The organism is Sulfuricaulis sp., from assembly GCF_040901545.1.
GTDB lineage: Bacteria > Pseudomonadota > Gammaproteobacteria > Acidiferrobacterales > Sulfurifustaceae > Sulfuricaulis.
Genome location: NZ_JBBDYL010000031.1, coordinates 107,952 through 134,525, shown reverse-complemented (window position 1 = coordinate 134,525; position 26,574 = coordinate 107,952). Strand labels below are relative to the sequence as shown.

Genomic DNA, 26,574 nt, shown 5'->3' with positions numbered 1-26,574 from the left:
AGGCGAAGGTCGTGGTCTACGGCTCGAGCCAGCTGGGCGGCGACAAGGAGCTGCTACAGAAGTTGAAGCTCGGCACCGTGGACATCGCCCTGCCCTCCACCGTGATGTCCTCCGAGGCCGACATCTTCGGTGTCTTCGAGATGCCCTACCTGGTGAAGGACCGCGACCACATGAAGAAGATCGAGAAGGACGTCTTCTGGTCCAGGATCGCGCCGGCCGTCGAGAAGAAGGGCCTCAAGGTGATCGCGGTGTGGGAGAACGGCTACCGCCACATCACCAACAACAAGCGCCCGATCAACACGCCCGAGGACCTCAAGGGCATCAAGCTGCGGGTGCCGGAGGGCGTATGGCGGGTGAAGATGTTCCAGGCCTATGGCGCGAACCCGTCGCCGATGAAGTTCTCGGAGGTGTTCACGGCGCTGCAGACGGGGGTGATGGACGGCCAGGAGAACCCGTACACGCAGATCTACAGCGCCAAGTTCCAGGAGGTGCAGAAGTTCATCTCGCTAACCGGCCACGTGTACACGCCGGCCTACGCCACGGTTGGCGCCAAGAAGTGGGACTCGCTGCCACCGGACGTGAGGAAGATCCTCGAGGACACCGCGAAGGAGACCCAGGCCTACGTGTACGAGGTCGCCGAGAAGGCCGAGACCGAACTGCTGGACAAGATCCTGGCCGCGGGAGTCAAGTCGAACGTGCCCAACAAGGACGCCTTCATCGCCGCCTCCAAGCCGGTGTACGAGGAGTTCGCCAAGGAGGTCGCCGGCTCGAAGGAGGTGATCGACCGCGCCGTCGCCCTCGGCAAGTAGCGGGTGACGCTGCAGGCCTTCCGCCGGGGATACGAGCGCTTCCTCGAGTGGATCTGCATCGCGCTCATGGCCGCGCTCGCCGCCGAGGTGGTGGCGGGCGTGGTCTTCCGCTACTCGGGCCACTCCCTCGTCTGGTATGACGAAGTCGCCACCATCCTGCTCGCCTGGGTGACGTTTTACGGCGCCGCGCTCGCGGTCCTCAAGCACGCGCACATGGGCGTACCCGAGGTCGTGCGGATGCTGCCCCGCGGCCCGCGGGTGGCCGCCGCCGTGGTCGCGCAGCTGTGCACGCTGGCCTTCTTCGTGCTGCTCGCCTGGGTGGGCTATTCGATCCTCGAGATCCTCGCCACCGACCGGCTGGTATCGCTGCCGGATGTTCCGGTGGCGTTGGCGAACTCGGTGATCCCGATCAGCGCCGTCCTGTTCGTGGTGGGCCAGCTGCTGGTGTTGCCCGAGGTGCTGCGCGAAGCGCGCCGCGAGGACGAGGCCGCCGGGGGGCACGCGTGACCGGGTTCCTCGTCCTGCTGTGCGTCGTCGGCCTGGTGCTGATCAACGTCCCGATCGCCGTGGCGCTTTGCATCGCGGCGGTCGCGGCGATGCTCGCGACCCAGGGCGTCGCGAGCCTGCCCAACGTGCCGATCGCGCTCTACCAGGGCGCGACCAGCTTTCCGCTCATCGCGATCCCGCTCTTCATCCTCGCGGCGGCGATCATGAACACCTCGGGGATCTCGCACCGGCTCATCGACTTCTGCCAGGCGCTCGTGGGCTGGGTGAGGGGAGCGCTCGCCCAGGTGAACGTGTTGAGCCACATGTTCTTCGCGGAGATCTCGGGCTCGGCGGTCGCGGGCGTGGCCGCAACCGCCTCCATCATCATGCCGGCCATGAAGGCGCGCGGGTACCCGGGTCCCTTCACGGCCGCGGTGACCTCCTCCACGGCCACGCTCGCGATCATCCTCCCGCCGTCGATCCCCATGATCCTCTACGCGGTCATGGCGGGCACCTCGGTCGTGCAGATGTTCGTCGCGGGCATCGTGCCCGGCCTGCTCACGGGATTCGGCTTCATGGCCCTGTGCTACTGGTATGCAGTCAAGCACAACTGGCCGGTGGAGGAGATCTTCCAGTGGGGCAAGCTCTGGCGCGCCTTCAAGAAGGCGTTCTGGGCGCTCACGCTCCCCATCATCATCCTGGGCGGGATCTTCGGGGGCATCGTCACCGCCACCGAAGGCGCGGCGCTCGCGGTGGTGGCCGCGCTCCTGGTGGGCGGCCTGGTCTACCGCGAGCTCGACTGGCCACGGCTGCGGGAGGCGATCATTGACGGCGCCGTGCAAACCGGCGCCGTGATGCTGCTCGTGGCCGCATCGGCCCTGCTCGGCCTGTATCTGACGGAGGTACAGCTTCCGCAGCGCATCGCGGCGGCGATGCTGTCCGTCACGAGCGAGAAATGGGCCATCCTCGCGATCCTGAACGTCTTCTTCCTCATCATCGGCATGTTCCTGCATTCGGCCGCGGCCATCATCCTGGTGGTTCCGATCGTGATGCCGGTGGTGACCGCAGCGGGGATCGATCCGATCCACTTCGGGGTGATCGTGACGCTCAACCTCGCGATCGGGCAGCAGACGCCGCCCGTGGCGAGCGTCCTACTGCTCACCTGCTCGATCGCGAAGGAGAGCGTCTGGGACGTGACCAAGGCCAACATCCCGTTCATCGGCGTGCTGCTGGTCACGCTGCTGCTGATCACCTACGTGCCCGTCGTCACGCTGGGCCTGGTGAGCGTGTTCTACCGCTAGGGCCTAGCCGATGGGCGACACCATCCTCGTCGGGCGCGACGGCGCCATTGCCACGGTTGTGCTCAACCGCCCGGAGAAGCTGAACGCCCTCACGCGCCCGATGTGGAAGCGCCTGGGCGAGGTGATGCGCGAACTGTCCGTCGATGACAACCTCCGCTGCATCGTGATCCGCGGGGCCGGCGATAAATCCTTTGCCCCGGGCAATGACATTTCCGAATTCGCCCACGCGCGCTCGAATTCGGCGCAGGCTGAGGCCTATGGGGAAATTCATCATGCCGCGCTCGCGGCGCTTTATGAGTGCCGCCATCCGACCGTGGCGTTGATCAAGGGCATCTGCGTGGGCGGCGGACTGGAAATTGCCGTGCTTTGCGACCTGCGCATATGCGGCACTTCCAGCCGTTTCGGAATTCCGATCAATCGCCTCGGGCTCGTCGCCGGCCATGGAGAAATCCAGGCGCTGCTCGACCTCGTGGGACGCTCGGTCACCCTGGAGATTCTGCTCGAAGGTCGCGTTTTCGGCGCCGAGGAGGCGTTTCAGAAAGGCCTCGTCAACCGCGTTGTAGCGGATGACAAGGTCGAAGAAGAGGCCTACGCCACGGCACGGCGCATCGCCGACGGCGCGCCACTGGTGGCGCGCTGGCACAAAAAATTCATCCGCCGCCTGGCGGATCCGACGCCACTTACCGACCAGGAACGGAACGAAGGCTATGCCTGTTATGACACCGAGGATTTCAAGACCGGCTACCAATCGTTCCTCGCCAAGACCAAACCCGATTTCCGGGGTCGTTGACCCATGACGGATGCCGCTACGGGACCGTTGGTCGGGTTAAAGGTTGTCGAGCTGGCCCACATCATGGCGGGACCGGTCTGCGGACTGATGCTCGCGGACATGGGCGCGGATGTGATCAAGGTCGAAAAATATCCCGACGGCGACGACTCACGACGCATGGCGCCGCCGATGGTGAAAAGCGAGTCGGCGGCGTTCATGATCCTGAATCGCAATAAACGAGGCACCGCGATCAATCTCAAATCCGAGGCCGGCAAAGCGGTGCTGCGCAAGATCCTGCGCACCGCCGACGTGGTGATCGAAAATTTCCGTCCCGGCACGATGGAACGACTGGGATTGGGATTCGATTCCTTGCGGCAAGACAATCCCGGGCTCATATACTGCGATATCACCGGATTCGGCGGCACCGGGCCGTATGCCGATCGCGCCGGATTCGATTTGATCGCCCAGGGAATCAGCGGCGTGATGGGCCTTACCGGCGAAGGGCCGGGTCGGCCGCCGATCAAGGCCGGCGTGCCGCTGGGAGACATCACAGCCGGCATACTCGCCGCCATGGGTATCTTGGCCGCCTACATCCATCGCCTTAAGACCGGGGAAGGTCAACGTGTCGATACCTCTCTGCTCGAGGCCAGCATGGTACACACGGCCTGGCCGTCCGCCATTTATTTCGCAACCGGCGTCTCGCCAGGCCCCCTCGGCAGCGCACATCCGATCAGCGCGCCTTACCAGGCCATCCAGACCGCGGATGGCTGGGTCAACATCGGCGCGGCGAACCAGGCGAACTGGCTGCGCCTGACCGAAGTCATCGGCATGCCCGAACTCGCCTCGGATTCCCGCTTCGTTGACAATGCAACGCGCATGAAAAATTTGCCGGCATTGATCGAAATACTCACCAAGGGTTTCCGTGAGCGACCGACTTCCGAATGGCTGGAACGGCTGGAAAAAGCAGGCGTCCCCGCCGGACCGGTGTTGTCACTCGGCGAAGCCCTCAGTAACCCGCAGGTACAAGCTCGCCGGATGGTAGTGGAAGTGAATCACAGCAGCGTAGGCCGCACCCGGGCGCTGGGAACACCGGTGAAGTTCTCCAAGACGCCCACCCAAATTCGCCTCGCCGCCCCCGTGCTTGGCGAACACACCCGTGAGATCCTTGGTGAATTCGGTTATGGCGAGGCGGAAATCAATCAGCTTGTCACCGACGGTGACATCATCGCCATGTAGGGTTCAATCTGGAGATTGGTCTATGACTTTGCCTGTCCCGTCATATCCTGCTTTTCGAAAATAAGCCTCACTTTGAACATTCAGGGCAAGTAGAAATAGGCCACACCTTGTAGCACAAGCCAGGCATAGAGCGCCGCGAGTGCATCGTCGAGCATATTCCCGAAACCGCCCCGGACGCGCCGTTCGATTTGACGGATGGGGAACGGTTTCCAGATATCAAGCGCGCGAAAAAACACAAAGCCCGCCAGCACCCATACCCATCCGCTGGGCGCCATAAACATGGTGATAAGGTACCCCACGATTTCGTCCCACACGATACTCGGGTGGTCATGCGCGCCCAAAGATTGTTCCGTGATTTGACACAGCCATACACCGACAACAAACATGACGCCGACAATCGCGGCATACAGCGGATAGGGAAAGGGATAAATCAGCAGATAGATGGGTATGGCAACAAGCGTGCCGAAGGTTCCCGGTGCCCAGGGTAGCTTGCCGCTTCCGAAACCGTGTGCCAGAAAAAATCCAACTCGAGTAAGATAACTTTTCATCTCCCGTGACGTCATACTTGTGTCTGTTTTACGGCCTTATGGCGCTCCGATCTGCCGGCGTCAAAGAATTGCACCACCTCTGCCACCCGCTGTGTCACCGGCATCTGCGGCAGACTGGAAAGAAAGACACGGCCGTACCCTTTGCTCAACAGACGGGGATCGCAAATCATCAACACGCCACGATCGGATTCATCGCGGATCAAGCGACCGATTCCCTGCTTCAAGGCGATCACCGCCTCGGGCAATTGATACTCCATAAAGGGGCTGCGCCCTGCCGCTTCCATAACCGCCGCGCGCGCCCGCAGCACCGGATCGTCGGGCGCGGCAAACGGCAATTTGTCGATGATGACGCAGGACAACGCCTCGCCACGCACATCCACCCCTTCCCAGAAACTTCCGGTGCCGAGCAGTACCGCATTGCCGGCGGCGCGGAATTGCCGGAGCAATTCCGAACGCGGCGCATCGCCCTGGACCAGCAAGGGATAATCCAACTCCGCGCGTAAACGCGCCGCGGCCAGCTTGAGCGCACGGTGACTGGTGAATAAGAAGAACGCCCGGCCGCGGCTGGCGCGCAGCACCGGCAATGTGGATTCGATCACACGCTGTGTATATTCCGGTCCGGAGGGATCGGGTAAACCCGGAGGGATAAACAACAAAGTCTGCCTGGCATAATCGAACGGGCTGCCCCAGAAACCGGTTTCCGCTTCCTCCAGGCCCAACTGCGTCTGAAAGTAAGCAAAACTCCGGTTGATCGCTAAAGTGGCGGAAGTAAAGATCCAGGTTTTTTTACCGTCACCCCGGTACTGCCGGAATGGTACGGCAATATCGAGCGGCGTGAGATAGAGCGTGAATCCGCGCGCCGTGGTCTCGAACCAGGCAACAGATTCCGTGTGCGATTTTTCACTTATCATCAGGAGCCGATCCAGCAGCACCGCGGCCCGGCGCGCGCAGTTGGCGAGCCCCGGCCCTTTGCCGGCGGCGGCATCAAGCACCGTTGAAAACACCGTCAGTCTTGATTTCAGATCCGCCAGGCCGGCATGTATCGCCTTATCGTTCTCAAGCTGTTCCCAGGCGCCTCGACGCGGCTCGACACCAAAAGCCAGGCGGAAATCGGCAACGGATTTTTCCAGTTGCTGCCCTGAAGATCGCAGCTCGTCGATGCCGCTGTTCTCCTTGATGTCCTCCGTGATCGCATCCCGGCATAGCTGAAACAATTGATGACTTCCCAGGAACAGGCCGAAAAAATTGGATGCCACGTCCGCCAGTTGGTGCGCCTCGTCGAATATCACCGCTTCGACACCGGGTAATAACTGGCCGAATCCTTCTTCACGCAGCGCCAAATCGGCAAAAAACAGATGATGATTCACGACCACCACATCCGCTGCGAGGGCCTCGCGCCGCGCGCGGTTTACAAAACAGGCATCGTAGTGAGGACAATCGCTCCCCAGGCAATTATCCGCGGTGGATGTCACCAGCGGCCAGACCGCGGAATCTTCGGGTATGTCGCTGACTTCGGCGATATCACCCCGTTTTGACCTTCCCGCCCAATGGCGCAGGGTCACGAGGTCCGATTGATTCTTTTTCCCGGTAAAACGCGGTTCTGTTTCCAGCCGTTCGAGATGATGCAAACAGAGATAATTGCTGCGTCCTTTCAGCAGCGCCGTGGCGACGGGAACCGCCAGAATGTCACGGATAAAAGGAAGATCGCGGTGATAGAGCTGATCCTGGAGATGTCGTGTGCCGGTCGAAATCAGAATTTTTTTACCGGATAACAAAGCCGGGACGAGATACGCAAACGTCTTGCCGGTGCCGGTCCCCGATTCGGCGATGAAAACGGACTGATCCGCCAGGGCCTGCTCGATGCGTGCGGCCATTTCCTGTTGTGCGAGGCGTGGAGAAAATCCCGCAAGCCGCTCGGCGAGCGCCCCGTCTGCGTTGAGAATGTCTTTGCTGGAAACCGGCAATTTAGATAGTCTTCCGCTGCTTTAGCCAGGCCTGCCCCGGTGACGCACCGGTCCGAAGCATACAATAAATTCAGTCATGCCCCTACCAATCGATAGAGCCGGATATATCCGGTTCCTTGCGGTACCACGATACCCTACGCAATTCGGTCCGCTAGCTCTGTTATGCAGGAAGAGAATAAGGAACATGATGTTAAGCTGGCAAGGTAACCAGGCCAAAATCCGCGCTTCCGGTCCTGGCGGAGAGCCAAGGAATGCCGGCATCAACCAACCAGTCTTGACAATTTTCGGTGGCAAACCGAATATGACGCTGTATTCTCCCATATAAATAACCACCGCTAGGAGATCAGAACATGCGTAAGTTGACATTGTTGTCTCTGGTAGTCGGCCTCACAGTTGCGTTTTCGAGCCACGTCCTCGCCGCTGAGACTCTCAAGATCGGCGCGCCACAACCGATGACGGGACCCGATGCGCCGTTCGGCGACAAGTTCAAGAAGGCCTATTCGATGGCCATGGAAGAAATCAACGCCGCCGGTGGCGTGAACGGCAAGAAGATCGAGGTCATCATTGAAGACCACCAAGCGAAGAACGCCCTCGCCGCCACGGTCGCCGAGAAATTGATCACCCAGGAGAAGGTTTTAATCCTCACCGGTGGGCGCGCTTCGGGGCAGGCTGTTGAAATTGCCTCGGTTGCACAGCGTCTCAAGACGCCTTATCTCGTGGATCATCCATCGGCCGACATCATCACCGCCAAGGGTTTCGAATGGGTATTCCGCAATAATCCTACCGGATCGATCTATCCGCAGGCGTTCAATAAATTCATCAGCGAAATTCCGGGTGCACTGCCGAAATCCGCCGCGGTAATCTACGACAACACGGTATTCGGCAAGACCATCGCCAACTCCATCATGACGTTCCTCAAATCCAAAAAGGTTTCCATCGTTAATGACGAGGCCTACCCGGTGAACACGCTCGACTTCAAGCCGATCGTGACCAAGGTAAAAGCCAACAACCCGGACTACGTACTGATGGTTGCGGTGAGCACGACCGACGCGATATTGCTTACACGCCATGCCAAAGAGATCGGGTTGAAGCCGCGCGCCTTCGTGGGCTACGGCGGTGGCTTCGGCGTGGAGGACCTTGCCAAGCAGCTCGGCGGCCTGAGCGAATACGTGTTTTCCTCGGCAGCCTGGTCCGGCAACCCGAACGATCCCAAGGCCAAGGCGTTTTACAAGAAATTCAACGACAAGTACGGTATCTACCCCAAGGAGCACGAGGTCGAGGGCTATGCCGCCATTTACATCATTGCGGATGCAATGAAACGCGCCAAGCTGACCGGCAAGCTCGACGCCGATCGCAATGCCATCCGCCAGGCCCTGCTCAAGACCGACATGACCACGGTGTTCGGCAAAGTGAAATTCGGCAACTGGGCCGGCCCGCTCGGCGACCAGTACACCAACCAGAACATCTACTCGCCCGATCACTCGGTGATGGCACAATGGCGCGGTGGCAAGCTGCTTAACGTCTATCCCAAGGCCAACGCCGAAACCGAGTACGTTTTTCCCAATCCAACCACTAAATAACACGACAAACCCCCTGTCCCTCGCCAGGGACAGGGGGTAGATTTTTTCACATTCTTGGAAACGTTTTTCCAGAGTCTGGTCAACGGTATCCTGACGGGTACGCTCTACGCCATGATCGGCGTGGGGCTTACCGTTATCTTCGGCGTCATGCGCATTATCAACCTCGCTCATGGCGACATGGTGATGCTCGGCATGTTCGGTGCCTACTGGTCGTACACGCTGTGGAAGATCGACCCGTTCGTTTCCGCGCTACTTTTGGTGCCCCTGCTCTTTATCGCCGGCATGCTGGCGTACCGCTTTCTTCTCAAAGCCATTATTCCCGGGGGCGAACTCAATACGCTACTTTACACCGCCGGTCTGTCGTTGCTCATCGCCAATCTCGCCCTGTTTGCCTGGACCGGGGACTACCGCACGCTGAACCTGGCGTATGCCGAAGTACCGCTGCGACCGTTCGGGATCGCCGTGCCGGTGCCGCTGGCGATCGCCTTCGGGCTTGCGGTACTCATAACCGTGGCGCTTTATTTCTTTCTCGCGCGCACCGACACCGGGCGCGCGGTGCGCGCCACCAGCCAGAACGCGGAGGCCGCCGCGCTCATGGGCATCAATGTTGAAAATATCTCCATGATCACTTTCGGGCTGGGCGCGGCGCTGGCCGCGGCCGCCGGCGTGCTGCTGGTGCCGTCGCTCTATCTTTACCCCACCGTCGGCGAGATTCTCATCGTCAAGTGCTTCGTGATCGTGGTGCTCGGCGGTCTCGGCTCGGTGCCTGGCGCGATTGCGGGAGGCATCTTGCTCGGAGTCGTCGAATCGTACGGCGCGGTGTACGTGTCAGTGGCATACAAGGACACCATAGGTTTTATTATATTTCTTCTGGTACTGCTGTTCCGTCCACAGGGCTTGTTTGGGGCACGGCAGGCATGAAACGCGCGCTCCTCCCGATCATCGCGGGAATCCTGCTTCTCTGTATCCCGCTCATGGTCTCCAACCAGTTCCTGTTGCACCTCGGAATCATAGTGCTCATGTGGACAGTTCTTGGGGTCTCCTGGAATCTCCTCGGCGGTTACGCCGGGCAGGTGTCGTTCGGGCACGCAAGTTTTTTTGGTGTTGGCGCCTATACCACCATGATCCTGTACCTGAGTTTTGGGCTCGCTCCGTGGTATGGCATGGCCTTGGGTGGCATCATGGGCGCACTGCTTTCCCTGCCGATCGGGTTCATCTGCTTTCGCCTGCGCGGGCCGTACTTTTCACTCGCGACCCTGGCCGTGGCCGAGATCGTGCGCCTTGTGGCGCTCAACTGGGAGCAACTCACCCACGGTCCCATGGGGTTACTGATCACCACGCTGCCAGTCGTGACACTGTTCGGTGAGCCGATCAACTGGGAGCGCAAGGGACCGTTCTTCCTGATTGTCGCGGTGATCGCGCTTAGCGCGATGTTCGCCACCTATCTGCTCGCGCGCGCGCGCCTGGGGAGCTACCTGCTCGCTATTCGTGAGGACGAAGACGCCGCCGAATCCATCGGCATAAACACCACGCGCGCCAAAGTATCGGCGCTGGCCCTTTCCGCCTTCTTTACCGGCCTCGCTGGAGGTTTTTATGGGATGTATTTCCGATATGTAGATCCTGACGCGGTATTTCCGATATCGCTTTCCATCGAAATGGTATTCATTGCGGTGGTCGGTGGTCTGCGTACCATCGCCGGCCCCGTGGTTGGTGCGGTATTTCTCACCACGATTGCGGAGCTGGTACGCGAACGCTTCGAGGTGGGCCACCTCATATTCTACGGGCTTTTCATGATGCTCGTAATCCGCTACCTGCCGGATGGGATCTGGGGCCGTGTGCTCCGGCTGTTCACACCACATCGCTGATATCGCACCATGGCATTGCTCGAGATATCCGGACTTACACGCAATTTTGGCGGCCTGCGCGCCGTGTCGAATTTGTCGTTTACCGTTGCGGCGGGCGAAATCCTCGGCCTCATCGGACCAAACGGTTCGGGCAAAACCACAATATTCAACCTCATCACCGGGTTCCTTTCTCCCACGATGGGAGACATCCGGCTTGATAACGAAAACATCGTGGGGCTGAAGCCCTACGCCGTCACGCGCCGCGGCATCGCGCGCACATTTCAGATCGTGAAGCCGTTCCCGCATCTGACGGTGCGCGAAAACGCGGCACTCGCGGCCCTGGTGCGTCTCGGCGACCGCGCGCAGGCTGATGCCGAGGCCGTACGCGCTCTCAAACAGGTGGGGCTCGCCGACAAGCTCGATATTCCGGCATCGGACCTGACACTCAGCGACCAGAAGCGGATGGAAATAGCACGCGCCCTCGCCACCGGACCGAAACTGCTGTTGCTTGACGAACCCTTGGGAGGCCTGAATCCTCGAGAAATGGAAGACGCCTGCGGACTGATCGAACACATTCACGCAACCGGTATCACTGTTATTCTGGTCGAGCATGTCATGAAGGCGATCATGCGCATCTCGCACCGCGTGGTTGTCATACGCCAAGGTGAAAAAATCGCGGAAGGGCCGCCGGCACAGGTGGTGAGCGATCCCGCCGTAATTTCAGCCTATTTCGGCAAACGGGTGGCGTGACATGCTGCGCGTCGAAAATCTCGAGGTCGCCTACGGGAAGATTCAGGCCCTGTGGGGTGTGAGCTTTGAAGTGGGAGCAGGCGAAATAGTGGCGCTGGTCGGCGCTAACGGTGCCGGCAAGACAACTGTCATCAAGACCCTCTCGGCTCTGCTACGCTCCAAAGCCGGTAACATCACGCTCGATGGCCAACGGCTCAATCAGTGCGCGCCCGCGAAAGTGGTGGAACTCGGCGTGATCCAGGTACCGGAAGGTCGCAAATTGTTTCCTCAAATGAGCGTGCGCGACAACCTGATGCTTGGCGGATACTCCGCGGCCGCACGCGCCCAGCGCCCGCAACGGATTGAGCAGGTATTCGAAATATTTCCACTGTTACGTGAACGCCAGACTCAACTCGCCGGCACGCTGTCGGGAGGCGAACAGCAAATGGTGGCTATCGGCCGCGGCCTTATGGCCGGACCGAAAATCCTGATGCTCGATGAACCGTCGCTGGGTCTCGCGCCAATTCTGGTGGAAGAGATGTTCCGCGTCATCCGTGAGATCAACCGCCGTGGCGTCACCGTGCTGCTGGTGGAACAGAATACCGAGCACGCCCTGGAACTCGCCCATCGCGGCTACGTATTGGAGTCCGGCCGCGTCGCGCTCGCGGGAACCGGCAAGGAACTGCTAGCCAACGAGCGCGTGCGCGAGGCTTATCTTGGCCTGTAACTCGCGAATGTACGACCATACCTTAGCCATGCACGACGATATCGTACGCTGGAACCGGAAATACCGTGAAGGAAATCCCAATCCTGAATTCGAACCCGATTCGATATTAACTAGTCATTCCAATTTACTGGACGGGAAAGGAACTGCCTTGGATCTGGCATGCGGCGTGGGGCACAATGCGATTTACCTTGCCACACGCGGTTATCGTGTCATCGCCGTTGACGGCAGCATTACGGGGCTGCGTTATTGTCGCGAAGCGATCCGCGGGAAAAAACTTCCTATAAGCCTGATTGCCGCGGATCTAGAACATTTTACCCTTCCCAATGCGTATTTCGACTTGGTGCTGGTTGTGCGCTTTCTTTATCGGCCGCTAATTCCTCAGATTAAAAGGTCCATCAAACCCAACGGGCTGGTAATCTACAAGACTTTCAACGTCAACCACCAGCAAAATCACCCAGGCTTTAATAAAGAATATCTCCTGAGGCACGGTGAGTTGCAAAAGAGTTTTTCCGATTTTCATCTGCTCGCGACCAACGATTCAGACCTGCTTGCAGATAGCCTTACGTATTTAATCGCACGCAAGCTACCGCCATCGGCATGTTAATGCCTCTGGAACTCCCTCTTTTTCCTCAGGAAAGTCCGAGATAGTCGGTTACGGTGATAACACGGCGGGCCCCATCTTCCCGCTCGAGGATGAGCGCGCCCTGCTCATCCAGTTCCACAAGCTTGCCAATGATTGTTTCATTTTTCAGGCGGACTTCCTGTACTTTTCCCAGGCCTTCCATCCGGTGCATGAAGGTCTTGCGCGTCTGCGCAAACCCGGCGTCGGCCCAGCGGTTGATCCCGGAAAGAAAATGGCGGCTGAATCCCTGTAGCACCTCGGCGGCGGATACGCGTTCCATCCCTTCCGCCTGGAGGCTGGTGCTGTAGACATCGAGCGCCACGGGGACATGATTCACATTCGCCGTTACTCCGAGTAACAACCATTCCAGATTGCCGGCGTTTTCAGGCCCCGGCACGAATGTAATAACCCCCGTATCGGCATTATTAAGCAGCACGGCATCAGGCCATCGATAGCGCAGCTCGGTCATGGGTGGCGCCGCTTCGGCGATTGTCAGACCCAGACTGATGGTGGAAACAAGAACGAGTTGCTGGGCAACCGCGAGCGCGCTCTCCGGCCGGAGAATCAGGCAAATATAGAGATTGCCGCGAGGTGCAGGCTGCGGTTGGCCAAACCGGTCCCGGGCCGCGGATTGTTCTTGCGCCCATACCAGCGTTCCCTCGTCCGCACCCGCCCGAGCAAGACGCCCGGCCTCCGCCACGACGCTGTCAATGACATCGCACTGGACCAATTCATAAACATGCGGGAGATCCACCGATGCACTCATTTTATTTCCGAAGCACGATTTGATTAGGAAACTGCTTGCAGGCCGTAGTTAATATTAGTCAGTTGTCATCCACCGTCCAAAGCTTCATGGCGGCATGGTCGGATGCGTCCGGAAGACGTACAACCCTGAAGTTTTCAACAATGGATTCGTCTTCCACCTTGCGTTCGAGCGTGAGCAGCGTAAGCACAGCATGTTCACAGAGGCTTGCAGCGAAGCTGGCTTCCTCGCGCGCGGCCTTCAAAGCCGCCGATCTGTCAGGGGCGCCGGTATTTTGCATAAAGTGAGATGCAAGGCGCTCGATAACAGACTGGTATTCGTCATCACTGATTTCAGCGACCGTCACGAGCGTGGCCCAGCCAAAACTTTCGGTACCCAAAAAGCCGTGTAAAAAGGCCTGCTTTGGCTTTCCCGCCAGCGCACCCGGGTCGACATTCATAAATACAAACGATCCCGGGACCGCCCATTCCCCGGGAACGGCCGGATTCTCGTAGATTTGGCTGTCTGAGTCATCCAGGCGGATAACGCGAGGGAAGCGCATGATTGAAATCGTACACCGTCTTGGAAGTCCCCGCGATACCGACCGTGCGCACTACCCAAAATATCCGACGAGGGGGATTTACTTTTGCAATTAAATTCTGCTTGAATGGCGTTTGGCCGACTGGCGCTGCATGTCCCCTATATTACGACGAAAACGGAGATACTTACCATGAGCCGAGAACCAAAGATCAGCCGCAGAAATTTCGTCAAGCTCTGCGCATCGGCGATCGCCACTGTCGGCGCCAACCCGAATTTGCTGGCAAAAACAGACGGCAAGTTTCACCTGTATCAGCGCGCCAGATTGGTTGACTCCGAAGGTCATCCGATCACACCATCCGATTTGAAAATCGGGGAAAATTATCTGTTTCATTACCCTTATATTTCAACACCTTGCTTCCTGTTGAATCTGGGACGGCCGACAGAAAAAAATACTCAACTGGAGACCGAGGATGGAAAACACTATCAATGGCAGGGCGGTGTAGGACCGGAAAATTCCATTGTCGCCTTCTCCGCCATATGCGCGCACAAGATGTCGCATCCGGCCCGTGCCGTGAGCTTCATCAATTATCGCCATGAGTCCGTCAGTTATCGGAACAAGGAGAAGAAGCTCAACCACCGGGGACAGGTCATTTACTGTTGTTCCGAGAAAAGCGTCTATGACCCGCTACGTGGCGCGAAAGTTCTGGGTGGGCCGGCACCCCAGCCGTTGGCCGCTATCGTGCTGGAATACGATAATAACGCCAGATCGCTCCACGCAACAGGCATTTACGGTGGTGAGATGTTCGACCAGTTTTTTGAAAAGTTTTCTTTTCGGCTGGCCTTGGAGCTTAATAAAACAAACATTCGTAAAAAAATTGACAATAAAACCGCCGTCATTCCGTTGGCCAAGTATTGTGAAACCCAGATACTGTGCTAACACCACGCACAGCAAGGCTTCTTATTTACGGGAGAATTTTTCAATAAACTCAGCCAGTTCGGAATGGCCTTCCGCCATCGCAACTTTCGCCGGTGTCCGGCCGGCGGAATCCCTGGAAGCGGCATCGGCGCCACGGTTTAGCAGCAAACGCGAAATTTCCCTGAAGCCCGAGGCAGCCGCGTAGTGTAACGCCGTTTCTCCCTGGTCATCTCTGGCGTTTATCCGAAGTGTTTTTTGATCCAACAGAATGCGCACCACCTCCAGTTTCTGGCCGGAGACGGCCCGCATCAACGGGGTCAATCCATAAATATCCGCGACATTGACATCGGATCCGGCGTTGAGCAAACGCTTGACAATCGTTTCATAACCTTTGGCCGATGCGAGCGTTACCGCCGTCCACCCGTTGGCCGCTTTGACATTCACCGCTGCGCCATGGGACAAAAGCAACTCGACCGAATTCGGATCACCCCCCGTGGCGGCGTACATCAATGCCGTCCCGCCCCGGTCGTTGGTGTAATTGACATCGGCCTTGGCCGCTAGCAGCTTTTGCAGCAGGTCCACATGTCCTGTTCCGGCTGCCAGCATCAAAGCGGTCCTCCCGTCATTCGTCGTCAGATTGACATTGGCGCCCTGAGAGGCGAGGTATTCTATAACCGGGAGATCGCGCGCGATTAAGGCGCGAATCCATTTTTCGTCGGCGCCCGCCCATGCCGCGTTCTGGACAAGCAACATGACCGCCGCGATACAGCGCGCTGCTTTTCCGCTGATCATGAGAAAATATTATTCCTGTCGATCGAGGATGTCACTTAACCTGTCTTGTTGCGGCGAGTCGGGTAACTGAGGTGTTGTGCTCGACCCAATGCGTGGTTGCGTGATGCTGCTCATTCTTCCAGAACGGAGCGCGTGTTTTGAGTTCCTCGATCAGGTATCGGCAAGCCTCGAAGGCCGCGGCCCGGTGCGCCGACCATACCGCCACCAGAACGATAGGTTCGCCCGGACGGATTTCGCCAACCCGGTGAATCACCAGGGCATCCAGAATGTCCCACCGCTGCCCGGCTTCGTCATGGATCAGTTGCAAATGTTTTTCAGTCATGCCGGGATAATGTTCCAGTGTCATGCCCTGCACCGCGCGATCTTCATTGAAATCACGCATCGTGCCCACGAAACTGATGACCGCGCCGAATTTTCCGCTACGGCCGACTACTTTTTCCTGATAAATGGCCAGCTCCTGGGATGGGTTAAAACCGCTTGTGCGTAGCTCGATTCCCATCTCAACCTCCGGTCACGGGCGGGAAAAAGGCCACTTCATCGCCGTCTTTAACTTCCTGGGTCAGATCGGCGTATTGCATATTCACGGCCACGAGCATATTCGCCGGAAACGGCTTGTCTCCCGACACGTAAGACCAGACGTCCGCGACGCGATTCATTTTGGCGGTATTGTCGATGGAATCGCCGTCGCGCCCCATTCGCTCACGCAGTGAGGCGAAATATTTTATCTGCAAGGCCATGCGGAATGATTCTCACCCAATCAAGCGCTTATAACTACTTTAATACTATATATATTTTATTTTATCACACCACAGGCGACCCTTGCACCGCCCCCTCCAAGAGGCTTTGGGTCGTCCGAATAATTGTCTCCGCCGGCGTGAATCATCAGCGACCGTCCCTTCAGGTCCGATACCTTAAGGCGCGGGGCCACCAGTCGTCCCTCGGCCACCCCCTTGTCATTGACTACCAGTGCCGGGAGGTCGCCCAAATGCCCTGTGCCCGTAGGGCCGGCATGCTTGCCTGCTTTTGCGGGGTCATAATGGCCGCCCGCGGCAAGGCCGGCAGTCATTTTCCCATCTTGCTCCTTCGGTTTGCAGCTCGGGTTTTCATGGAAATGAAATCCATGTTCACCCGGTTGCAGACCTTTAAGCTTGGGGATCAATACCAGGCCTTCCTTATGGTCCGCAATACGAACTGTTCCAATAGACTTGCCTATCCCTTTTGAGTCGATGCTGTGTATCGTCAAGGTTACTTGTGCCGCAAAAGACAGTGATGAAAAAACACCAAACACGAATCCCGCCAGCAGGGCATGAATTGCATACATGGCACCATCTCCTTATTTCAGGTGTAATCTGGAAATTGAAAAGCAAAAGGCCCGGTGTGCCGTAGCGCGCCCGAGCCCTTCGCGGTGAACTAAAATATCGCGGTTATTAGCTGGATGAGCCTCGAGGCGACGCGGCGCCGCGTCCGACTTTGGACGCGCCTTCTGTTTCTGCTTTCCCGCGAACTTCCTCATACCACTGATCATGGTGTTGCTTGGCCCATTCCACGCTTACCCTTCCGGTCGCCATGGCTTCGACAGCGCCCTCGGTTCCGATCGTGCCTATATAGATATGTCCGAACGCGACCGATACCCAGATTACGGCGAGGACGGTATGGATCAGATTAGACAATTGCATTGTCTCGCGTGTCTGCCCGAAATTCGGAAAATCCAGGATCAATCCGGTAATGCATACCCCCAAACCAACCGTGGCAATGATCCAAAACCAGATTTTTTCACCACCGTTCATCCGCCCGGCATGCGGATGCGATCCACGGCCGATCATGCCACCACCCTTCTTGAGCCAATCCCAATCTGTTTTATTGGGGATATTGTGTTTAATCCAAGAGATGAGCTCCAGCGCGATGCCCACGACAAAGAACGGGCCGAGATAGTTGTGCAGGGCGATGGCAAAATCCGCATAGACCGAAAATCCTTTGAGCCCGAACACGGGAATTAAAACTGCCCGCCCGAACAGGAGGCTTACGCCCGATATGGTAAGTATGATGAACAGAGTCGCCGTGTACCAGTGCAAGACTCGTTCCTGCAGGCTCCATCGTTCCACCGTCCGCCCCGATGGTCGTTGCTCCAACTTGATTCTGCCGCGAACGATGAAAAAGATGCCAATAATGAGTAAAGCAACGGCCAACCACCAAGTCGAATAATAAGATACCGGTCCGTTGCGCAGGTTGCGCCAGTTCTCGCCGCCGTTCTGAATCAACACCTCGGTCGTATACGGTCCGGAGGCAGAGGTGTAACCCTGATTTCCTTCACGCACGACGCGCCAGAAATTGGCCCGCGGGTTGGTCTCCTGCTTGGCGGCGGCCTGGACTGTTTGCGGAGACATGTAGGCATAGAGGTAGCCAAACAGAGGCAGCGCCATTACTCCCACTAGAATGACGAGAAAACTTTTTATCATGATGCTTTTGTGTCGTGCCGACTTACTGTCGGGGAGATTTTTCCGGAGTAATTGTCCCATAGCCACTGACCTCCTGTTTCACACTTATAGTTAAGCGATTAGTCTTCGTTTCCGCACATCCCGCCAAACAGACTGTACGGCCTTCGCTATCACCACTCCTCATCCAGCACTGGGGTTCGGGCGCGTTACTTTTATAGTCTGTTCCCGATTTATTTTTGATATCGGAAAGTGCTGTCAAATCCTTTATATCTTCTTCGTTTACTACCGGTCCTTTTGCACCAATTCAAAACGTTCCCGTAGCGCAGTCTGCTTCTCGGCACTGCGCTGCTTTTCCAGCAGTGGATCCGTCGAGCCCTTATATACCCCCGGTTTGTATAGCTTCACATTTGGCGATTCGGAACAACCTGCAAGACCGATAGCGACAGCGGCCGTAATGGCGAAATATATAGTTTTTCCGTGCATGTCCAGTTCCTTAGTTAAATAATCCTAATTACCGGGCGTCGAAAAAAAAAGGGAAGGAGTTGAGCCTCCTTCCCTGGTGCTTTGTCAGCCTTTGTAAGCCACTTCCCAGCCCCAAGTCTGGGGCCGGCCGCCGCGCTTCAAGATGCGCTGGCGATAGATATCGGCCACCACGTCGCCGTCACCGGCAATGAGCGCCTTGGTGGCGCACATCTCGGCGCAAGCCGGGAGTTTGCCCTGGGCAATCCGATTGCTTCCATACTTTTCATACTCAGCGTCGGAGTTGTCCGCGGGCGGGCCGCCGGCGCAGAAGGTACATTTATCCATCTTGCCGCGGACGCCAAACGCCGATTTTTGCGGATATTGCGGGGCGCCGAACGGGCAGGCGTAAAAACAGTATCCACAGCCGATGCAGATGTCCTTGTCGTGCAAGACGATTCCATCGTCGGTGGTGTAAAAGCAGTCCACCGGACAGACCGCCGCACAGGGCGCGTCGGTGCAGTGCATGCATGCCACCGAGATTGACTTCTCTCCGGGGACGCCGTCATTTAACGTAATCACGCGTCGTCGGTTAACGCCCCAAGGAACTTCGTTCTCGTTCTTGCAGGCTGTCACACATCCGTTGCACTCAATGCAGCGTTCAGCATCGCTAAGGAATTTCATTCGTGCCATGGTGGTTGTCTCCTAGTTAGCTCAAGCGGCCTTGATCTGGCACAGCGTGGTCTTGGTTTCTTGCATCTGGGTGACGGAGTCATATCCGTAGGTCGTGGCGGTGTTGCAGGCCTCGCCGCGAACATACGGTGCCGTCCCTTCGGGATATTTGTCGATCAGGTCCTTGCCCTGGAACCAACCACCGAAGTGGAATGGCGTCCAGACCACGCCGCGTCCGACCCGTTCCGTGACCATGGCCATTATCTTGATGCGGCCACCTTCGGGCCCTTCCAGCCAGACTGTCTGGCCGTTGCGGATACCGCGGTCGTTGGCATCCGCCGGATTGATTTCCACGAACATGTTCTGTTGCAGTTCCGCAAGCCATGCATTGGAGCGGGTTTCTTCGCCCCCGCCCTCGAATTCCGTCAGGCGGCCGCTGGTGAACACCAGTGGATACTGCTTGGAATAATCCTTGGCCTGCTGAATCGAGGCGTAGCGTGTCGGCAGCCGCCAGAATGCCTTGCGGTCGGCATAGGTCGGGAAATTCTTGACCAGGTCGTAGCGTGGTGAGTAAAGCGGCTCGCGGTGAATAGGTACGGGATCCGGCCACTCCCAGACGATGACGCGGGCCTTGGCGTTGCCGAACGGCGCGCAGCCGTGCTTGATGACCACCCGCTGGATACCACCGGAGAGATCGATTTTCCAGTTCACACCCTCGGGTTTGTCCTTGCCGATTCCCTTGATTACCGCTAATTCCTTCGCGGTCAAGTCCTTGTCCCATCCCAGTTTTTGCAGGATGCCATAGGTAAATTCCGGATAACCATCCTTGAGCTCGGACCCTTTGCTGTAAACACCGTCCGCCAGCAGGCTTGTACCCTCGCGTTCCACGCCAAAATTGGCGCGGAAAGTCAAACCGCCTTTCGCGACCGGTTTGCTTGGATCGTACAGGAGCGGCGTCCCCGGGTGTTTCATCTCGGGAGTTCCCCAGCAAGGCCATGGGAGTCCGTAGTACTCACCGTTGCAGGGGCCGCCTTTTGCTATCAGCGACGTGGTATCGAAGGTGTGCTTGTTTTCCAGATGTTTCTTCAAACGCTCCGGGCTCTGGCCCGTGTAACCGATGGTCCAGACGCCGCGGTTGATCTCGCGCAGCAGGTCTTCCACGACCGGCTCGTTTTTCACGATTTTGATGTTTTTGAACATTTCTTTCTCGAAGCCGAACTTCTTGGCGAACAAGTAGAGCACCTCCGCGTCGGTCTTGGACTCGAACACCGGATCGATGACCTTCTCACGCCATTGCAGCGAGCGGTTCGAGGCGGTCACGGAACCCGCCTGCTCCAACTGCGTGCAGGTGGGCAGCAAGTAGGTATTGTTCTTGCGATCGCTCATCACCGCCATATGGGTCGGGTACGGATCCGAGATGACCACCAACTCGACCTTCTCCAGCGCCTTTTTCATTTCAGTGCCGCGTGTCTGGCTGTTCACCGCATGTCCCTGGAAAAACACGGCGCGAATATTATCCTTCTGCGACATATTGGCTTTGTCTTCAAGAATACCGTCAATCCACCGTGAGACCGGGATGCCGGGGATTTCCATAATCGGCGTTCCCTTGCCTTTGCCTTCGTCATAGGGCTTGGAGTTATCAAAGCGGGCCTTCAGCCAATCGAAGTCTACCTCCCACACTCGCGCCCAATGTTTCCACGAACCTTCCGCCAGGCCGTAATAGCCTGGCAGTGTGTCGCTATTGGGGCCGACGTCCGTCGCCCCTTGGACGTTATCGTGACCGCGGAAAATATTGGCGCCGCCGCCGGATACGCCGATGTTGCCCAGTGCGAGTTGCAAGGCACAGTAGGCGCGCACGTTGTTATTCCCGATGTGATGCTGGGTGCCACCCATGCACCAGACGAAGGTTCCCGGCCGGTTCTCGGCCAACGTCTTGGCCGCCTGATACATCTCTTTCTCCGGGATACCAACGACGTTTTCCACCAGCTTCGGGTTCCAGTTCGCGACTTCTTTGCGTACATTATCCATGCCATACACACGCTGGCGGATATATTCTTTATCCTCCCAGCCGTTCTTGAAGATGTGGTACAGCAGGCCCCAGATGAAGGGGACATCCGTGCCCGGACGAAGGCGCAAGTGCTGATCGGCGTGTGCCGCGGTGCGCGTGAAGCGCGGGTCGCACACAATCATCTTGGAACCTCTTTCCTTGGCGCGCAGGATATGCTGCATGGCGACCGGATGCGCCTCGGCGGCGTTACTGCCGACAAAGATCATCACCTTGCTGTTATGCATGTCGTTGTACGAGTTCGTCATCGCGCCGTAGCCCCAGGTGTTGGCAACTCCCGCAACCGTCGTCGAGTGACAGATGCGCGCCTGATGGTCGCAATTATTCGAGCCCCAGAAGGCGGCGAATTTCCGCTGCAGATAGGCGCCTTCGTTGCTGGCCTTCGACGAACCCGCAAACCAGAACGCATCCGGCCCAGACTCCTTGCGAATCTTGAGGATCTTGTCACCGATTTCATTGACCGCCTCATCCCAACTGAGGCGTTTCCACTTTCCGTCCACCAGTTTCATGGGATACTGGATGCGCCGGTCGCCCATGCCATGCTCGCGGATGGAGGCGCCCTTGGCGCAGTGCGCACCGAGATTAAGCGGTGACGCGAAATCCGGTTCCTGACCGGTCCAGACTCCGTTCTGGATCTCGGCAATGACGCCGCATCCCACCGAGCAGTGCGTACAGACGGACCGGCGGATTTCGGTTTTGATTCCAGCTTTCGGAGCGAATTTGTCGGTGGCGGCGCGCGCCTTTTTCATCATGGCCACGGGCAGCGTGGTGGCGACCACGGCCCCTCCTAAGGCCAGTCCGGAGCGGCGTAAAAAGGTGCGTCGGTCTATGGCTGCGCTAAAAAGACCGCTGGATGACTGACCGGAAGATGCAGTTATCGAAATCTGCTTTTTGATCAATTTCATCGCTCAATCTCCTATTTTGTGTTCACTGACGTCGGTCAGTATCAGTACATTTAGTATTTGTTAGCTCGACTTCCCGTTATTTTTTAGAATCTGGCCCTTTCGTAGTACTCGCGAATGTGCGCCGTTTCCTGGTATCCCTTGGCCGTTTCAGTTGCTGCCGCTGCCGTTGGCTTGGCGTCCGGTTTTCCCACCGCACCGGCACTGCCAACCGCGGAGAGTGTCGCGGCACCGCCGATGGCGACCATGCCTTTCAGCAGAAAATCACGGCGGCTGTGTTTTACGGACTTGGTTTTCTTGCTCATGTTGGTCGTCTCCTTCGAGTTCGCCAGAATATTAAAATTCAAAAATGTTTTAAGCTGAAAAGCATCACCCTCATTCACATGGTCATGCCGAAATATTTTTTCTCGACTTTTATGAACTGCTCACCAAGCAGACCTATGGCGGAGTAGTATCGCGCTGATTTTGCCTTTTGTAAATCAGTAAAAAATTTTCCCATCCATGTTTCAAGATGGTTGAGGAAAAATTTTTGTTGAATCTCCAGTGGTATCTCCTTGCTATTTTCTATTATCAGACTCATCGTCTCGCACAGCGCGCTGACATGGTCTTCCGGCTCGCATACTTCCTGTTGTCGCTCTATGCCCAGTTCAGCCAGATCTCTTCGTAGCAGGGCAAGCGGCCGATCCATCATGAAACCGGTCAGGTACCACGACCCGTACGGCACCAGTTCACCACGCCCGATACCGATAAACAAATCGTGATACTCATCGTCTATAGCTTCAATCGTGGCACGCTCACTGGCGATTTTTAGCGTCTGCCACGCCTGGGCCATCCCGGTCCCGGCATCTGCATCACCAATTCCGGTACCTCCGATCTTCTGCAGAGAATCCAGCAGATCCCCGGTTACCGGTGCGGCCAGTAACCTGGCCAGCAGCCGGTAAGTATTGGCCCTGAGAACATCGATAGAAAAGCCATCCATCCGACCGCTGTTCTGATTCACGCTTTCCGGCGATAGCTGATCGGTTTCCATCACCAATCTCCGCCTTGCCAGATACTTACGTGCTCGGGCACACGTGACTTAGCAAGAAACAGGCCAAGCGCGTTGAGAAAAAGTACGGAAATTACGGATGAATACTGAAGTAACAATCTATTATTTGACAGTGCTGTTGGGGTTCTACCGGACAAAATGTCCCACGGTGCAACATTATGACGTATACACCCGATGATTGGGCTATGGCTTCTTGTAGACATGATCCATCCCTCCCGCTTGCATAAACATATCCTTGACCCGGCAATCGTCGCACATCTGGATCCGTCGCTTCGCGTCATTCGTCTGAAACATCCAGTGTCCGGCGAGCTTTTCGCTCATGCGATCCATCAACCGTTGGGTGGCAAACGGTTTGCCACAGGAGACGCAGCAGAATACCTTGTCCTCATTCAGTATTCGCGATGTCCGCCTGATATCGGGGTCGTAGACAAAACGCGCAGCACGGGTGATGACCTGCTCCGGACAGGCGGTTTCGCACAGTCCGCATTGAACACAATTCCATTCCGTAAAATTGAGCTGGGGCAGTTCTCCGCCATCAGTCAACGCGGATGAGGGGCAGACGGAGACACACGAGAGACAGAGCGTGCAACCTTTGCGGTCGACCATAATCTGTCCGAATGGCGCCCCATCCGGCAACGCCGTATACGGCTTGCGCTTGGGCGCCTGATCATACAGATGGTCCACCGCCATTCGGATCATGGTGCGTTTCTCATTCAACGCGGCAAAATTTGCCGGTTTAATTTCCGCTTGCGGCGGGTCAATAAGCGCCACGGGGGGTGCAAAATCATCATTGGTCTGAATCAGCTGCAGACACTCACTGGCATATCCCATTCCGGAAAGAATGCTGCCGGCATATTTCGCCTGGTTTTCCAATTCCTGCCGGACCGCAGGCGTAATCGCGGTCGTCATCAGAACTCTGACAGCGCTGGCGCCGTAGGCCAGAGTCGTAAGCCAGGTATCCATGCCCAGCGAGCCAACTTCTTCCACCTCGAAGGGAATGATGTATTCGGGCAATTGGGCCGCCATGCGCTCAAAACTTTGGCGGCCGATTCCGGCGTCGTAAAACAATACAACCGGTTGCCGCCCACTCTCGTTTCGATAGTACTTGAGGACCGTTCTAACTCCGTCCAGCAAGTCGCCGGGGCTGGGATAAACATAGGTGATGGCACCGGTCGGACAGGCGCTGGCACAACTGCCACCCCCCTGACAGAGATAAGGATCCACGGAAATTTTGTCGCCTATGGACGTGATTGCCAGGGTCGGGCATGCCTCGAGACACCGCTGACAACCCTTGATACCGCTGGCTCCGTGCGCGCAAATATCAGGGTTGTAATGAAAATATTTGGGTTTCTCGAACTCACCCACCATGTCCGGAATTTCGCGCAATGCCCGTTCCAGCGCCGCCGCATCATTTCCGGGCGCATAGTAGCCGAATGGCGGAATTTCACTCCCGATATGCGCGGGTGAAGTCAAATCCAGGACCAAATCAAAAGCCTTATGCGTTCTGAGTACTAGTTCAGCCAGGTTGACGTCGCCTTCTTCACCTGACACGAGCACGGTAAATTGGCCGAGACTGCCGTGCAGAGCCGTTAGTATTCCCGTGACCACGCTTACACCATCTATTTCACCTACATGAAGCGGACCTTTGCTGCCCGTCTTGGTGTTTTTCGAGGGTGATTTACTGGCATGGAATTTATGGGCATTACTGTAGACAAGCAAAGTGCAGCGTACCTCAGTTGGCAGACGTTTTATCAGTGGGATCGAATCCTTTATTTCCCCGATGACCAGGAGATGGCCTGTTGATTTATAAGACACCAGCGATACCGGCGTGCGCTCGGCTATCAGATTCGCCGATAACGCCGCCGCGCGCGCACGACCGTTCGCTGTTGTCGCTGTCAGCAAATCGGCAGTTCGCGGGATAGATTCAACGGCGGTGGCTGGTTCGCTCATCGTCTTCAACCTTTCTTGGTTTTGTCCATTGTCGACGTCTGGGTCTTTGGCGTCGGCTCATCAACTGATTCTTTCGGAAGTGCTGCAGCATGGTTAGATTCGCTGACGGGTGTTTCGCTCGCCGCCGCATCCGATGTTTTTTCGGTTACACGCTTGTCATCGGTCTCTGACGTCAAACGTTCCTTTAGGGCAATGAGCTCGCGCTCCATATGGTGGCGCATGTCCGCGGTAATAATATCGCCCAGGGGCGTGAAATTCCTAAAATCCCCGTTGCAAAAATCCAACTCGTCGCGAAAGTTATATTGCGGCAAATGAAACAGTTTTCTCATGGCCATCCGACGCAGTTTTTCGCTCACCTTGGGCGATAGAAACGCGGCAAAGTCACTGTCCTCCTTAAGCGAGTCTATTGCTGGCATATCGGCATCGGTCTTTTCGGACAGCGACAACGCGCTCGCCGCGGCGGTGCGTGCCGTATCTGCTTCGATCCGGCGCGGAACCGAGGCAGATTTTTGCCGACCACGGACCATGGCTTTGCGGCGCGACCAGCGCGCCAACCCGCTTTTCGGGAGCGACTCGGTTTGCCGAACAGTGTTTTCACCGGCGTTGGCGTTTCGACGCCGGTCCTTTGCCTTAGCCACTTTCCCCTTCCTTCGTCCAGTTCGCGCGGCGGCGTTTTTTCGGTTCCTGGGGCTGGTAGTTTTCAACCACATAGCGTTCCAGCCATTGATAGATCACCGGCGGAATCGGGGCGGAGAACACCGTTCCACTTACCTCCATAAACGCGTTGGCCTCATCGTAATTCGCGCTCACGATAAATGGCGCCATCCCGTACTCATCATGCTCCCGGCAGAGAACAAAGAGATACGGATTGGCGCCAACCAGGTTGTACCAATAACTCTCGGCGCTGTCTTTATAGAGCCTTACGGTATAACCGGTCCACAAATACTGTTCACGGCCAGCGCTTGAATGGATGACCGTGCAATGGCGATCGTCCCGGACAATATGCTCGCCGGCGACAAACCCGACAACCTTCCATTGCGGGAATGTAATATCCCGGTGTCGCACTTCGCTGCGTTCCATGATAATGGAGACGGGGAAAGAGTCGGTGATCGCATTCTCCGCCATGCTCTTTGATTTAGCCATCGATCGCCCCAGAGCCAACCGGTCCGTTAGGATGCGGATTCGGCTGGAAACCTGTCCAGCTGATTTGCAATATGCATACCACACGATATTAACAGGAAAGGTGCGGGCAATTGTACAATTGAAACTTCAAGCAGGAGACGAACTGGTACAAAATTAACCAGATTCACATGGATTGGATCAATTTGTCCCAGATAGGGGCAGGGTAATAAAAGGCTACTGATTCCAAGCCTGCTAAATAACAGCAAATTCTTCACTTGGCGCCGAAATCACATTCACGTAAATTACTAAGGTATGT

29 protein-coding genes are annotated in these 26,574 nt (G+C 57.0%); 12 read left to right on the top strand and 17 right to left on the bottom strand.

The features are described 5' to 3' along the window. The 5 genes from WD823_RS05845 to WD823_RS05825 all read left to right on the top strand — a co-directional run. Positions 1-809, top strand: an 809-nt coding sequence (locus WD823_RS05845) for a TRAP transporter substrate-binding protein (protein ID WP_368428539.1), incomplete at its 5' end; no start/stop codon positions are given. Between the two features lie 3 nt (positions 810-812). Continuing rightward, complete coding sequence (locus tag WD823_RS05840; RefSeq protein ID WP_368428538.1) at positions 813-1,316, top strand: TRAP transporter small permease; 504 nt, start codon at positions 813-815, stop codon at positions 1,314-1,316. Beyond that, complete coding sequence (locus WD823_RS05835) at positions 1,313-2,596, top strand: TRAP transporter large permease (protein WP_368428537.1); 1,284 nt, start codon at positions 1,313-1,315, stop codon at positions 2,594-2,596. Before WD823_RS05840 ends, WD823_RS05835 begins: the two co-directional genes overlap by 4 nt. Before the next feature lie 10 nt (positions 2,597-2,606). Then, positions 2,607-3,386, top strand: coding sequence for an enoyl-CoA hydratase-related protein (locus WD823_RS05830; RefSeq protein WP_368428536.1), 780 nt, complete (start codon positions 2,607-2,609; stop codon positions 3,384-3,386). Between the two features lie 3 nt (positions 3,387-3,389). Continuing rightward, entirely contained in the window at positions 3,390-4,601 is a 1,212-nt protein-coding gene (locus tag WD823_RS05825; protein WP_368428535.1) for a CaiB/BaiF CoA transferase family protein, read from the top strand. Between the two features lie 80 nt (positions 4,602-4,681). Here WD823_RS05825 and WD823_RS05820 read toward each other — a convergent pair whose 3' ends face one another. Continuing rightward, positions 4,682-5,149, bottom strand: coding sequence for a phosphatidylglycerophosphatase A (locus WD823_RS05820; protein ID WP_368428534.1), 468 nt, complete (start codon positions 5,147-5,149; stop codon positions 4,682-4,684). A gap of 11 nt (positions 5,150-5,160) precedes the next feature. Continuing rightward, positions 5,161-7,113: an ATP-dependent DNA helicase gene (locus WD823_RS05815; RefSeq protein WP_368428533.1), complete on the bottom strand. Its 1,953-nt coding sequence runs from the start codon at positions 7,111-7,113 to the stop codon at positions 5,161-5,163. A 350-nt stretch (positions 7,114-7,463) separates the two neighbouring features. On the opposite strand from WD823_RS05815, the gene WD823_RS05810 reads away from it, so the two are divergent. From WD823_RS05810 to WD823_RS05785, 6 genes are read left to right on the top strand one after another with little or no spacing between them, the layout of a single operon-like run. Continuing rightward, entirely contained in the window at positions 7,464-8,693 is a 1,230-nt protein-coding gene (locus WD823_RS05810) for an ABC transporter substrate-binding protein (protein ID WP_368428532.1), read from the top strand. Between the two features lie 54 nt (positions 8,694-8,747). Further along, on the top strand, positions 8,748-9,614 hold the full coding sequence (locus tag WD823_RS05805) for a branched-chain amino acid ABC transporter permease (protein ID WP_368428531.1): 867 nt from the start codon (positions 8,748-8,750) through the stop codon (positions 9,612-9,614). Next, the gene (locus tag WD823_RS05800; RefSeq protein ID WP_368428530.1) at positions 9,611-10,558 is read left to right on the top strand and encodes a branched-chain amino acid ABC transporter permease; all 948 of its coding nucleotides are present in this window, start codon (positions 9,611-9,613) and stop codon (positions 10,556-10,558) included. Before WD823_RS05805 ends, WD823_RS05800 begins: the two co-directional genes overlap by 4 nt. A 9-nt stretch (positions 10,559-10,567) precedes the next feature. Then, entirely contained in the window at positions 10,568-11,287 is a 720-nt protein-coding gene (locus tag WD823_RS05795) for an ABC transporter ATP-binding protein (RefSeq protein WP_368428529.1), read from the top strand. 1 nt (position 11,288) lies between these two features. Then, complete coding sequence (locus WD823_RS05790; protein WP_368428528.1) at positions 11,289-11,993, top strand: ABC transporter ATP-binding protein; 705 nt, start codon at positions 11,289-11,291, stop codon at positions 11,991-11,993. A 7-nt stretch (positions 11,994-12,000) separates the two neighbouring features. After that, on the top strand, positions 12,001-12,597 hold the full coding sequence (locus WD823_RS05785) for a class I SAM-dependent methyltransferase (RefSeq protein ID WP_368428527.1): 597 nt from the start codon (positions 12,001-12,003) through the stop codon (positions 12,595-12,597). 25 nt (positions 12,598-12,622) lie between these two features. Here WD823_RS05785 and WD823_RS05780 read toward each other — a convergent pair whose 3' ends face one another. Continuing rightward, the gene (locus WD823_RS05780) at positions 12,623-13,381 is read right to left on the bottom strand and encodes a biotin--[acetyl-CoA-carboxylase] ligase (RefSeq protein ID WP_368428526.1); all 759 of its coding nucleotides are present in this window, start codon (positions 13,379-13,381) and stop codon (positions 12,623-12,625) included. Between the two features lie 58 nt (positions 13,382-13,439). After that, positions 13,440-13,919 (bottom strand): DUF6505 family protein, encoded by a 480-nt coding sequence (locus WD823_RS05775; RefSeq protein WP_368428525.1) that lies wholly within the window; start codon positions 13,917-13,919, stop codon positions 13,440-13,442. A 168-nt stretch (positions 13,920-14,087) separates the two neighbouring features. Here WD823_RS05775 and WD823_RS05770 point away from each other — a divergent pair, with 168 nt between their 5' ends. Then, positions 14,088-14,834 (top strand): twin-arginine translocation signal domain-containing protein, encoded by a 747-nt coding sequence (locus WD823_RS05770; protein WP_368428524.1) that lies wholly within the window; start codon positions 14,088-14,090, stop codon positions 14,832-14,834. A gap of 21 nt (positions 14,835-14,855) precedes the next feature. On the opposite strand, the gene WD823_RS05765 is transcribed toward WD823_RS05770, so the two are convergent. From WD823_RS05765 to WD823_RS05705, 13 genes are all read right to left on the bottom strand, one after another. Continuing rightward, positions 14,856-15,605, bottom strand: coding sequence for an ankyrin repeat domain-containing protein (locus WD823_RS05765; protein WP_368428523.1), 750 nt, complete (start codon positions 15,603-15,605; stop codon positions 14,856-14,858). A gap of 31 nt (positions 15,606-15,636) precedes the next feature. Continuing rightward, positions 15,637-16,104: a molybdenum cofactor biosynthesis protein MoaE gene (locus WD823_RS05760; RefSeq protein WP_368428522.1), complete on the bottom strand. Its 468-nt coding sequence runs from the start codon at positions 16,102-16,104 to the stop codon at positions 15,637-15,639. A 1-nt stretch (position 16,105) separates the two neighbouring features. Beyond that, on the bottom strand, positions 16,106-16,342 hold the full coding sequence (locus tag WD823_RS05755; RefSeq protein ID WP_368428521.1) for a MoaD/ThiS family protein: 237 nt from the start codon (positions 16,340-16,342) through the stop codon (positions 16,106-16,108). 56 nt (positions 16,343-16,398) lie between these two features. Further along, positions 16,399-16,926, bottom strand: a complete 528-nt coding sequence (sodC, locus tag WD823_RS05750; RefSeq protein ID WP_368428520.1) for a superoxide dismutase [Cu-Zn] SodC — start codon at positions 16,924-16,926, stop codon at positions 16,399-16,401. A gap of 106 nt (positions 16,927-17,032) precedes the next feature. Continuing rightward, positions 17,033-18,121 (bottom strand): formate dehydrogenase subunit gamma, encoded by a 1,089-nt coding sequence (locus WD823_RS05745; RefSeq protein WP_368428519.1) that lies wholly within the window; start codon positions 18,119-18,121, stop codon positions 17,033-17,035. A 201-nt stretch (positions 18,122-18,322) separates the two neighbouring features. Then, positions 18,323-18,523, bottom strand: a complete 201-nt coding sequence (locus WD823_RS05740) for a hypothetical protein (RefSeq protein ID WP_368428518.1) — start codon at positions 18,521-18,523, stop codon at positions 18,323-18,325. Between the two features lie 84 nt (positions 18,524-18,607). Next, positions 18,608-19,192, bottom strand: a complete 585-nt coding sequence (gene fdh3B / locus WD823_RS05735; RefSeq protein ID WP_368428517.1) for a formate dehydrogenase FDH3 subunit beta — start codon at positions 19,190-19,192, stop codon at positions 18,608-18,610. Positions 19,193-19,213: 21 nt separating this feature from the next. After that, a complete protein-coding gene (locus WD823_RS05730; protein WP_368428516.1) occupies positions 19,214-22,141 on the bottom strand; it encodes a formate dehydrogenase subunit alpha in 2,928 nt (975 codons plus the stop codon). A gap of 83 nt (positions 22,142-22,224) precedes the next feature. Beyond that, on the bottom strand, positions 22,225-22,443 hold the full coding sequence (locus WD823_RS05725) for a hypothetical protein (protein ID WP_368428515.1): 219 nt from the start codon (positions 22,441-22,443) through the stop codon (positions 22,225-22,227). Positions 22,444-22,517: 74 nt separating this feature from the next. After that, positions 22,518-23,168, bottom strand: coding sequence for a molecular chaperone (locus WD823_RS05720; RefSeq protein WP_368428514.1), 651 nt, complete (start codon positions 23,166-23,168; stop codon positions 22,518-22,520). 201 nt (positions 23,169-23,369) lie between these two features. Then, positions 23,370-25,136: a 4Fe-4S binding protein gene (locus WD823_RS05715; RefSeq protein ID WP_368428513.1), complete on the bottom strand. Its 1,767-nt coding sequence runs from the start codon at positions 25,134-25,136 to the stop codon at positions 23,370-23,372. A 5-nt stretch (positions 25,137-25,141) separates the two neighbouring features. Next, the gene (locus WD823_RS05710) at positions 25,142-25,690 is read right to left on the bottom strand and encodes a DUF3306 domain-containing protein (RefSeq protein WP_368428512.1); all 549 of its coding nucleotides are present in this window, start codon (positions 25,688-25,690) and stop codon (positions 25,142-25,144) included. Positions 25,691-25,766: 76 nt separating this feature from the next. Continuing rightward, positions 25,767-26,279, bottom strand: a complete 513-nt coding sequence (locus WD823_RS05705; protein ID WP_368428511.1) for a DUF3305 domain-containing protein — start codon at positions 26,277-26,279, stop codon at positions 25,767-25,769. Positions 26,280-26,574 lie beyond the last annotated feature (295 nt).

What these genes read in the sequence shown, in the direction of transcription:
- WD823_RS05830 (WP_368428536.1), top strand. Translation starts at nt 2,607, where the DNA reads ATGGGCGACACCATCCTCGTCGGGCGCGACGGCGCCATTGCCACGGTT.
- WD823_RS05825 (WP_368428535.1), top strand. Translation starts at nt 3,390, where the DNA reads ATGACGGATGCCGCTACGGGACCGTTGGTCGGGTTAAAGGTTGTCGAG.
- WD823_RS05820 (WP_368428534.1), bottom strand. Translation starts at nt 5,149, where the DNA reads ATGAAAAGTTATCTTACTCGAGTTGGATTTTTTCTGGCACACGGTTTC.
- WD823_RS05810 (WP_368428532.1), top strand. Translation starts at nt 7,464, where the DNA reads ATGCGTAAGTTGACATTGTTGTCTCTGGTAGTCGGCCTCACAGTTGCG.
- WD823_RS05800 (WP_368428530.1), top strand. Translation starts at nt 9,611, where the DNA reads ATGAAACGCGCGCTCCTCCCGATCATCGCGGGAATCCTGCTTCTCTGT.
- WD823_RS05795 (WP_368428529.1), top strand. Translation starts at nt 10,568, where the DNA reads ATGGCATTGCTCGAGATATCCGGACTTACACGCAATTTTGGCGGCCTG.
- WD823_RS05790 (WP_368428528.1), top strand. Translation starts at nt 11,289, where the DNA reads ATGCTGCGCGTCGAAAATCTCGAGGTCGCCTACGGGAAGATTCAGGCC.
- WD823_RS05785 (WP_368428527.1), top strand. Translation starts at nt 12,001, where the DNA reads ATGTACGACCATACCTTAGCCATGCACGACGATATCGTACGCTGGAAC.
- WD823_RS05780 (WP_368428526.1), bottom strand. Translation starts at nt 13,381, where the DNA reads ATGAGTGCATCGGTGGATCTCCCGCATGTTTATGAATTGGTCCAGTGC.
- WD823_RS05775 (WP_368428525.1), bottom strand. Translation starts at nt 13,919, where the DNA reads ATGCGCTTCCCTCGCGTTATCCGCCTGGATGACTCAGACAGCCAAATC.
- WD823_RS05770 (WP_368428524.1), top strand. Translation starts at nt 14,088, where the DNA reads ATGAGCCGAGAACCAAAGATCAGCCGCAGAAATTTCGTCAAGCTCTGC.
- WD823_RS05765 (WP_368428523.1), bottom strand. Translation starts at nt 15,605, where the DNA reads ATGATCAGCGGAAAAGCAGCGCGCTGTATCGCGGCGGTCATGTTGCTT.
- WD823_RS05760 (WP_368428522.1), bottom strand. Translation starts at nt 16,104, where the DNA reads ATGGGAATCGAGCTACGCACAAGCGGTTTTAACCCATCCCAGGAGCTG.
- WD823_RS05755 (WP_368428521.1), bottom strand. Translation starts at nt 16,342, where the DNA reads ATGGCCTTGCAGATAAAATATTTCGCCTCACTGCGTGAGCGAATGGGG.
- sodC (WP_368428520.1), bottom strand. Translation starts at nt 16,926, where the DNA reads ATGTATGCAATTCATGCCCTGCTGGCGGGATTCGTGTTTGGTGTTTTT.
- WD823_RS05745 (WP_368428519.1), bottom strand. Translation starts at nt 18,121, where the DNA reads ATGGGACAATTACTCCGGAAAAATCTCCCCGACAGTAAGTCGGCACGA.
- WD823_RS05740 (WP_368428518.1), bottom strand. Translation starts at nt 18,523, where the DNA reads ATGCACGGAAAAACTATATATTTCGCCATTACGGCCGCTGTCGCTATC.
- fdh3B (WP_368428517.1), bottom strand. Translation starts at nt 19,192, where the DNA reads ATGGCACGAATGAAATTCCTTAGCGATGCTGAACGCTGCATTGAGTGC.
- WD823_RS05730 (WP_368428516.1), bottom strand. Translation starts at nt 22,141, where the DNA reads ATGAAATTGATCAAAAAGCAGATTTCGATAACTGCATCTTCCGGTCAG.
- WD823_RS05725 (WP_368428515.1), bottom strand. Translation starts at nt 22,443, where the DNA reads ATGAGCAAGAAAACCAAGTCCGTAAAACACAGCCGCCGTGATTTTCTG.
- WD823_RS05720 (WP_368428514.1), bottom strand. Translation starts at nt 23,168, where the DNA reads ATGGAAACCGATCAGCTATCGCCGGAAAGCGTGAATCAGAACAGCGGT.
- WD823_RS05715 (WP_368428513.1), bottom strand. Translation starts at nt 25,136, where the DNA reads ATGAGCGAACCAGCCACCGCCGTTGAATCTATCCCGCGAACTGCCGAT.
- WD823_RS05705 (WP_368428511.1), bottom strand. Translation starts at nt 26,279, where the DNA reads ATGGCTAAATCAAAGAGCATGGCGGAGAATGCGATCACCGACTCTTTC.